Origin of the sequence: Ferrimonas kyonanensis DSM 18153 (genome assembly GCF_000425405.1) — a bacterium.
GTDB classification, from domain to species: domain Bacteria; phylum Pseudomonadota; class Gammaproteobacteria; order Enterobacterales; family Shewanellaceae; genus Ferrimonas; species Ferrimonas kyonanensis.
Genome location: NZ_AUDJ01000033.1, coordinates 60620 through 67922 on the forward strand (window position 1 = coordinate 60620; position 7303 = coordinate 67922).

Here is a 7303-nt window from a genome sequence, read left to right on the forward strand (position 1 = left end):
TAACTTTCGAAACGAAACTTAGGGCATCATGTCGAAACGAAATACCCAACAACGCCGCCACACCATCATGGCTTTGCTGACCCAGCAGGGGGAAGTGAGTGTGGATCATCTGGCGCGGGAGTTTCAAACCTCGGAAGTGACCATTCGAAAAGACCTGGCGACTCTGGAGGCCAGTGGCTTGTTGCTGCGCCGCTACGGTGGCGCGGTGCCGGTGCCGCAGGAGATCGTTGCCGATGATCCAGGCCATAAGGTTTCCGGTCGCAAGCAGGCCATCGGCGCGGCGGCGGCAGCGTTGATTGGCGATCACCAGCGCATCATCATCGATTCCGGTCGCACCACCGCGGCGATGATTGCCGAGTTGGGCAGCAAGCGCGGACTGGTGGTGATGACCAACTCCCTCAATGGCGCGAACGCCCTGCGGGAGTTGGAGAACGAACCGACGCTGTTGATGACCGGTGGTACCTGGGATCCCCACTCGGAGTCGTTTCAGGGCCAGGTGGCGGAACAGGTGCTGCGGTCGTACGATTTCGACATGCTGTTTATCGGTGCCGACGGCATCGACGTTTCACGTGGAACGACCACGTTTAATGAATTGATTGGCTTGTCCAAGGTGATGGCCGACGTGGCGCGTGACGTGGTGGTGATGGTGGAGTCCAGCAAGGTTGGTAGAAAAATCCCCAACCTGGAACTGCCCTGGGCCAAGGTCCGCTACCTGATTACCGATGACGAGTTGTCCGATGACACCGCATCGCAGATAGAGATTCATGGGGTTCGGGTTATCCGGGCACCGTTTAAAGATTGATGGAGAGAACAGTATGTGTGGCATTGTAGGGGCGGTTGCCCAACGGGATGTGGCGGAGATTCTGGTGGAAGGCCTGAAACGGCTGGAGTACCGCGGTTACGATTCTGCCGGCATCGCCATTGTCGATGAAGCCCAAAACCTGCAGCGACTGCGCCGGGTTGGTAAGGTGCAGGAGTTGGCCAATGCGCTGGCGGAGCAACCGGTCAGTGGCGGCACCGGCATCGCCCATACTCGCTGGGCCACCCATGGAGAACCCAACGAGCGTAACGCTCACCCCCATCAGTCCTGTGGTGACATTGCGGTGGTGCACAACGGCATCATCGAAAACCACGGTCCCCTGCGCGAGCACCTCAAGGGGCTGGGCTACGTATTTGAGTCTGATACCGATACCGAAGTGATTGGTCACCTGGTGCATCATGAGCTGAAAACTGCAGACAGCCTGCTGGCGGCAGTACAGGCCACGGTTAAGCAGTTGGAAGGTGCCTATGGCACCGTGATTACCGACCGTCGCGACCCCTCTCGGGTGGTGGTGGCCCGTTCCGGCAGCCCTCTGGTGATCGGTTACGGTGTGGGTGAGCACTTCATTGCTTCCGATCAACTGGCATTGCTGCCGGTGACCCGCAAGTTTGCCTTCTTGGAAGAGGGCGACGTGGCGGAGGTGACCCGCCGCGAAGTGCGCATCTTTGACAGTGCCGGCAACGCCGTCGAGCGTGAAGTCAAAGAATCTGAGGTGTCCCACGAAGCCAGCGACAAGGGGCCGTATCGCCACTATATGATGAAAGAGATCCATGAGCAGCCACTGGCGCTGCAGCGGACGCTGGAAAGCCGCTTGCTCAGTGGTGGCATCGCCGATGATGCCTTTGGCGAGGGCTCAGCCGAGCTGCTGAAGAGTGTTAAGCATGTGCAGATCATCGCTTGTGGTACCAGCTACCACGCCGGCATGGTGGCTCGGTACTGGCTGGAGCAGCACGCCGGTGTGTCCTGCAATGTAGAGATTGCGTCGGAGTTCCGCTACCGCAAGTCCCACGTGTTCCCGAACAGCCTGCTGGTCACCATCTCACAATCTGGCGAAACCGCCGACACCCTGGCCGCCCTGCGCCTGGCAAAAGAGATGGGCTACACCTCTAGCCTGACCATCTGTAACGTCCCTGGCTCCTCGCTGGTGCGTGAGTCCGACATGGCTTACATGATGAAAGCGGGTGCCGAGATTGGCGTGGCATCCACCAAGGCCTTCACGGTGCAGTTGGCGGCGCTGCTGATGCTGACAGGTGCTATTGGTCAGCATAACGGTATGGCGCAAGAGTGCCTCTCCTCACTGGTACAGGGACTGCAGTCTCTGCCGGCCAAGATTGAGCAGGCTCTGAGCCTGAACGACGACATTGAAGCGATGGCCGAGGACTTTGCCGATAAGCACCATGCGTTGTTCCTGGGTCGGGGCGACCAGTACCCCATCGCCATGGAGGGAGCGCTGAAGCTGAAAGAGATCTCCTACATCCATGCCGAAGCCTACGCCTCCGGTGAGCTGAAGCACGGTCCGCTGGCGTTGATCGATGCTGACATGCCGGTAATTGTGGTGGCCCCCAACAATGAACTGCTGGAGAAGCTAAAGTCCAATGTGGAAGAGGTGCGGGCTCGCGGTGGTTTGATGTATGTGTTTGCCGATGTCGATGCGCAGTTTGAGTCCGACGACACCATGAAGGTAGTGCCGGTCCCTCACTGTGACGAGTTTATCGCGCCAATCATCTACACTTTGCCGTTGCAGCTGTTGTCCTACTACGTGGCGCTGATCAAAGGTACCGATGTGGATCAGCCTCGAAACCTGGCCAAGTCCGTGACCGTGGAATAACCGGACCTGAGTCGATGAAACGCCACCTTATCAGGTGGCGTTTTTGTTTTAGCTATTGATTTATATTGCCTCTAACTTGTTATTGTCCTCGCCCGGTCATCAATAATCATTGGTTGTCCTGACCATAAAAAAGTTTCGTTTTACTCCCCTGCCCGTCGTCGACACTATGCCGCCAAATAGCGTCTCCCGCTGATTGTTGTCGGGAGTGGATTGGCCGTGTTGATGTGGAGAGTAGTGTGGCTGGTTCTGTGGTTTCCCAAGGTCGTTATGGGGTGCGGGTTCCCGTTGGGGGATTGTTTTTGTTTGCCATTGCGGCGGGCTATCTGATGAGCCTGCTGCCATTGTCACTGCCGATGCTGGAAATGGAATCGGCCATGGCGGCCTGGCTGGCCAGTGCCTTCTACGCGGGTTTGCTGTTCGGGGCGCTGTGGATTGAGCCGATCGTTCGTGTGTTGGGGCACCGCAGGGCTCTGGTGCTGTTCTTGTTGATTGTTGCTGCCACCGTGGCGTTGATGATCGCCCTGCCCTCGCAATGGCTGTGGCTGGGCTTGAGGGTGGTGGCCGGTGCGGCTACCGCAGGGGTGTTTGTGGTGGTGGAGTCCTGGTTGCTGCTGGTGGAGGATGAGCGTCAACGAGCCAGTCGTCTTGGTTTGTACATGGCGGCCTTGTACGGTGGCAATGCCCTGGGACAACTTCTGATGAGCCAGTTTGGCGTTAGCGGCATGCTGCCGTTTCTGCTGGTACTGGCATTGCTGGTGCTGGCGGCGCTGCCGCCTTTACTGGGGCGTCATTGTTCACCGCTGGTACAGCAGCATCACCAATTGCCGCTTTCCTCTCTGGGAAAACTGAAGCGCTCGGCAGTATTGGGGTGCATGATTTCAGGGCTGATTCTCGGGCCTATGTATGGGTTGCTGCCGGTATACCTGAGCCATTACGCCTCTGCAGGTGAACTGACCGGAATGATGATGGCGGTGTTGATTTTCGCCGGCATGGCGATTCAACCGCTTACCGGTTGGTTGAGTGCACGGATGAGTAAAACGCTGCTGCTGGCGTTACTCAGCAGCCTGGGAACGTTGGCGGTGGTGGTTCTGGTGCTGGCTTCAACGCCGCTGGAGTTGGCGCTGGCGATGCTGCTACTGGGAATGTCGGCATTTGCGTTGTACCCGGTGGCCATCAGCCAGGCCTGTGATGGTATGGATCGCAGTAAGATTGTGTCCATTACCCAGTTGATGTTGCTTAGCTACAGCATGGGTTCGGTGCTGGGACCGGTACTGGTTAACTGGCGGGGGGCCGGAGTGGCGCAGTTGCCTTCGTATCTGGGAGGCGTGTTTATGGCGACCGCCCTGTACATGTTGGTATCGGCATTGAGCAAGACTCGCACCGATTTGGTGGAGCCTCCGGCAGGACTGGAATAACGCCCCTGCCCTGTACCCTCTCTGTGCTTTCGGTGTTACCGTTGAGGCAGTGAGGCAACCACAGTGGCAGACAGAGATGGCGATTCAGGACAAGGCTTACATCGATGGGCGCTGGGTAGCGGGTAACTTGGGGTGTTTTGACGTTGACGATCCCGCGAGCGGCGACATTGTGGCTCGGGTCGCCAATGTGGATCTCGATCAGGTTGAGGCCGCCATCGATGCGGCCAGTAACGCCTTTGAGCCATGGCGATTGCAGCCAGCTCAAGCCCGCTGCGATCGGCTAATGGCTTGGCAGCATTTGCTGCTGGCACAGCAGTCGCGCCTGGCTGAACTGATAACGCTGGAGTCTGGCAAACCGATGTCCGAGTCTCTGGCGGAGGTGGCTTATGGTGCCAGCTATCTGAAATGGTTTGCTGAACAAGGGGTTCGTGCTTACGGGCACACCCTCCCTGCCCTGCCTGGTGGCCGTCGGCCGATGACCATCAAGCAGCCTGTCGGTGTGGTGGCCATCATTACCCCGTGGAACTTCCCGTTGGCGATGATTGCTCGAAAAGTGGCGCCGGCGCTGGCCGCTGGTTGCTGTGTGGTGATTAAGCCAGCGGCGGAAACGCCGTTGACGGCACTGGCATTGGTGGCTCTGGCGGAGCAAGCCGGTTTTCCGGCCGGGTGCATCAATGTGGTACCCGGTACCGATGCGGCCGCTATTGGTCAACGCCTGTGTGCCAGTCCTAGGATTCGAAAGCTGTCCTTTACTGGTTCCACAGCGGTGGGTCGCATATTGATGGCGCAAAGCGCGGCTCATATTCAAAAAGTGTCATTGGAACTGGGCGGAAATGCGCCGTTCATCGTATTTGATGATGCGGATCTGGATTTGGCGGTGGATGGCCTGCTGGCGGCGAAGTTTAGAAACAGCGGACAAACCTGTGTGGCCGCCAATCGAATACTGGTTCAACAAGGGGTGTATCAGGCCTTTGTGAGCAAGCTTCGGGAAAAGGTGTTGGCGTTGAAGGTGGGACCCGGTGCTATCGATGGCAACAACATCGGCCCGCTGATCTCTCAGGTTGCCCATCGGCGGGTCAGTCGCTTGGTTGAACAGGCGCTGTCGGCGGGTGCAACCTGCAGCGCTGTCGGTACTGACCTGCCCGGTCGTTTCTATCCTCCAACGCTGCTGGAGTCGATTCGACCGAGCAATCCAATCTGGCAGCAGGAGATCTTCGGTCCGGTGCTGGCCGTGACTGGTTTTGAAACCGAAGAGGAGGCGGTTCACCTGGCCAACAGCACAGAAGCCGGTCTGGCTAGCTACTTGTACAGTGATAATGTCCGGCGGGTGATGCGAGTGGCCGAGTCGCTGCAGTTTGGCATGGTTGGTGTCAATGAAGGCATTATCTCTACCGCCGTCGCCCCGTTTGGCGGCATTAAGAGTTCGGGGCTGGGTCGTGAAGGCGGTCAGGAAGGGTTGGACGATTATCTGGAAACCAAATACTTGTGCTTTGGAAGCTAATGATGTTGATGACTTCCCTACCATAAAATTGATCCCGTTTGTGATTGTTTGTTAGCAATTACTGATATACTGCCCAGCGAGTTGTAAACATGGAAAGGTTTTGCAGTTATGACCCCTCGAAATAGCGGTGCGCAGGCTAAACCCATCAAGGTGCAAGCCGCGGATCCTCGCAAGCTCGATCGCTTCAATCCCCGTAATCGGATTTATGTCCGAAAGTCTTCAGGCCAATGGACCACCCTGCGACGAAAGATGGGCTGGGTGTTCATGCTGTTTTTCCTGTTGCTGCCCTGGATCCCTTGGGGAGACCGCCCTGCCGTATTGTTTGAGCTGGCGGAGCGCAAGTTCTATGTCTTCGGCCTGGTGATTTGGCCTCAGGATCTGCTGTTGCTGGCATTCCTGTTTATGATTGCCGCGTTTGCCCTGTTCTTCTTTACTACCTACCTGGGGCGGGTGTGGTGTGGTTACACCTGCCCGCAAACCATCTGGACCTTTATGTTCATCTGGGTCGAGGAGAAGATTGAGGGGGCACGCAACAAGAGGATGAAGCTGGATAAGGCGCCCTGGAGTGTCGAGAAAGCCTGGAAGAAAACCGCCAAACATGGCAGTTGGCTGGCGATGTCCTTGTTGACCGCCCTCACCTTTATCTCCTTCTTTACGCCGGCTACGGAGCTGTACCCGAATTTCTTTACTGGCAACGCCAGTGGCAGCGTCTATTTCTGGGGCGCCTTCTTTACCCTGGCCACCTATGGCAATGCCGGTTGGATGCGGGAGATCATGTGCCTGCATATGTGTCCCTATGCCCGTTTTCAATCGGTGATGTTCGACAAGGACACCTACTCGGTGGGTTACAACGCCAGTCGCGGTGAGCAGCGTGGCCCCCGGGGCCGCAAGCAGAACCCGAAAGAGATGGGGCTGGGTGACTGCATTGACTGCAACCTGTGTGTGCAGGTGTGTCCCACCGGCATCGATATTCGTAATGGTCTTCAATATGAGTGCATTAACTGTGGTGTCTGTGTCGAGACCTGTGATGACGTGATGGTGAAGATGGGGTATGACAAGGGACTGATCAGCTACACCACCGAGCGGCAACTCGAGGGTGGAACCAGCAACGTAATGCGTCCGAAACTGGTGGGCTACGGCAGCGCCTTGCTGGTGATGTGTATCGCCTTTGTGGCCATGGTGGGTGCCATCAAGCCACTGGAGGTCGATGTGATTCGCGATCGCAATATGCTGTTCCGGGAAACGAATGAAGGGCTGATTGAAAACGTCTATACCCTGAAACTGCTGAATAAGAGTGAACTGCCGGTGGTATTTAATCTGGCGGTGACCGGTCTGGAGGAGTATCAATGGGGTGGCCCCCGAGAGGTGACCGTCGGCGGTGGTGAGGTGGCCAGCATTCCTGTGTCGGTCGCCATTGATCCTTACTACATTAAAGACCCGGTGACGGACATCGACTTTGTTGTGACCGCAGAAGTGGCTTTTGAAACTGTCTCGGATCATCAAAGCTCACGTTTCATCGGCACTGGCGGCCGGTAAATACACGAAAACTGTATAAAAACGGGCCTTGTGCCCGTTTTTTATTCGTATGGAATGTTTTTCTAAATTATCCCTTGCGAAACCAAATCCACTCCCTATAATGCCTTCCCTGTCGACGGGGCACAGCGGCTTACTTCGTTAAGCACTGAGCAACAATTCGACACTCGGAAAAGCCTTTGAAAATAACGCTTGACGGGAAATGA

At 56.7% G+C, this 7303-nt stretch carries 5 protein-coding genes; all 5 read left to right on the plus strand.

Features of this window, described 5'->3' with window-relative positions:
• Positions 1-28: 28 nt before the first annotated feature.
• The 5 genes from H598_RS0111855 to ccoG all read left to right on the plus strand — a co-directional run bounded on the left by H598_RS0111855 (position 29) and on the right by ccoG (position 7100).
• Positions 29-802 (plus strand): DeoR/GlpR family DNA-binding transcription regulator, encoded by a 774-nt coding sequence (locus H598_RS0111855; RefSeq protein ID WP_028113212.1) that lies wholly within the window; start codon positions 29-31, stop codon positions 800-802.
• Positions 803-815: 13 nt separating this feature from the next.
• Entirely contained in the window at positions 816-2648 is a 1833-nt protein-coding gene (gene glmS, locus H598_RS0111860; RefSeq protein WP_028113213.1) for a glutamine--fructose-6-phosphate transaminase (isomerizing), read from the plus strand.
• Positions 2649-2884: 236 nt separating this feature from the next.
• Positions 2885-4063, plus strand: coding sequence for an MFS transporter (locus tag H598_RS24140; protein WP_051252686.1), 1179 nt, complete (start codon positions 2885-2887; stop codon positions 4061-4063).
• Positions 4064-4112: 49 nt separating this feature from the next.
• Positions 4113-5564: an NAD-dependent succinate-semialdehyde dehydrogenase gene (locus H598_RS0111870; protein WP_245595593.1), complete on the plus strand. Its 1452-nt coding sequence runs from the start codon at positions 4113-4115 to the stop codon at positions 5562-5564.
• Positions 5565-5672: 108 nt separating this feature from the next.
• Entirely contained in the window at positions 5673-7100 is a 1428-nt protein-coding gene (ccoG, locus tag H598_RS0111875) for a cytochrome c oxidase accessory protein CcoG (RefSeq protein WP_028113215.1), read from the plus strand.
• Positions 7101-7303: the final 203 nt, after the last annotated feature.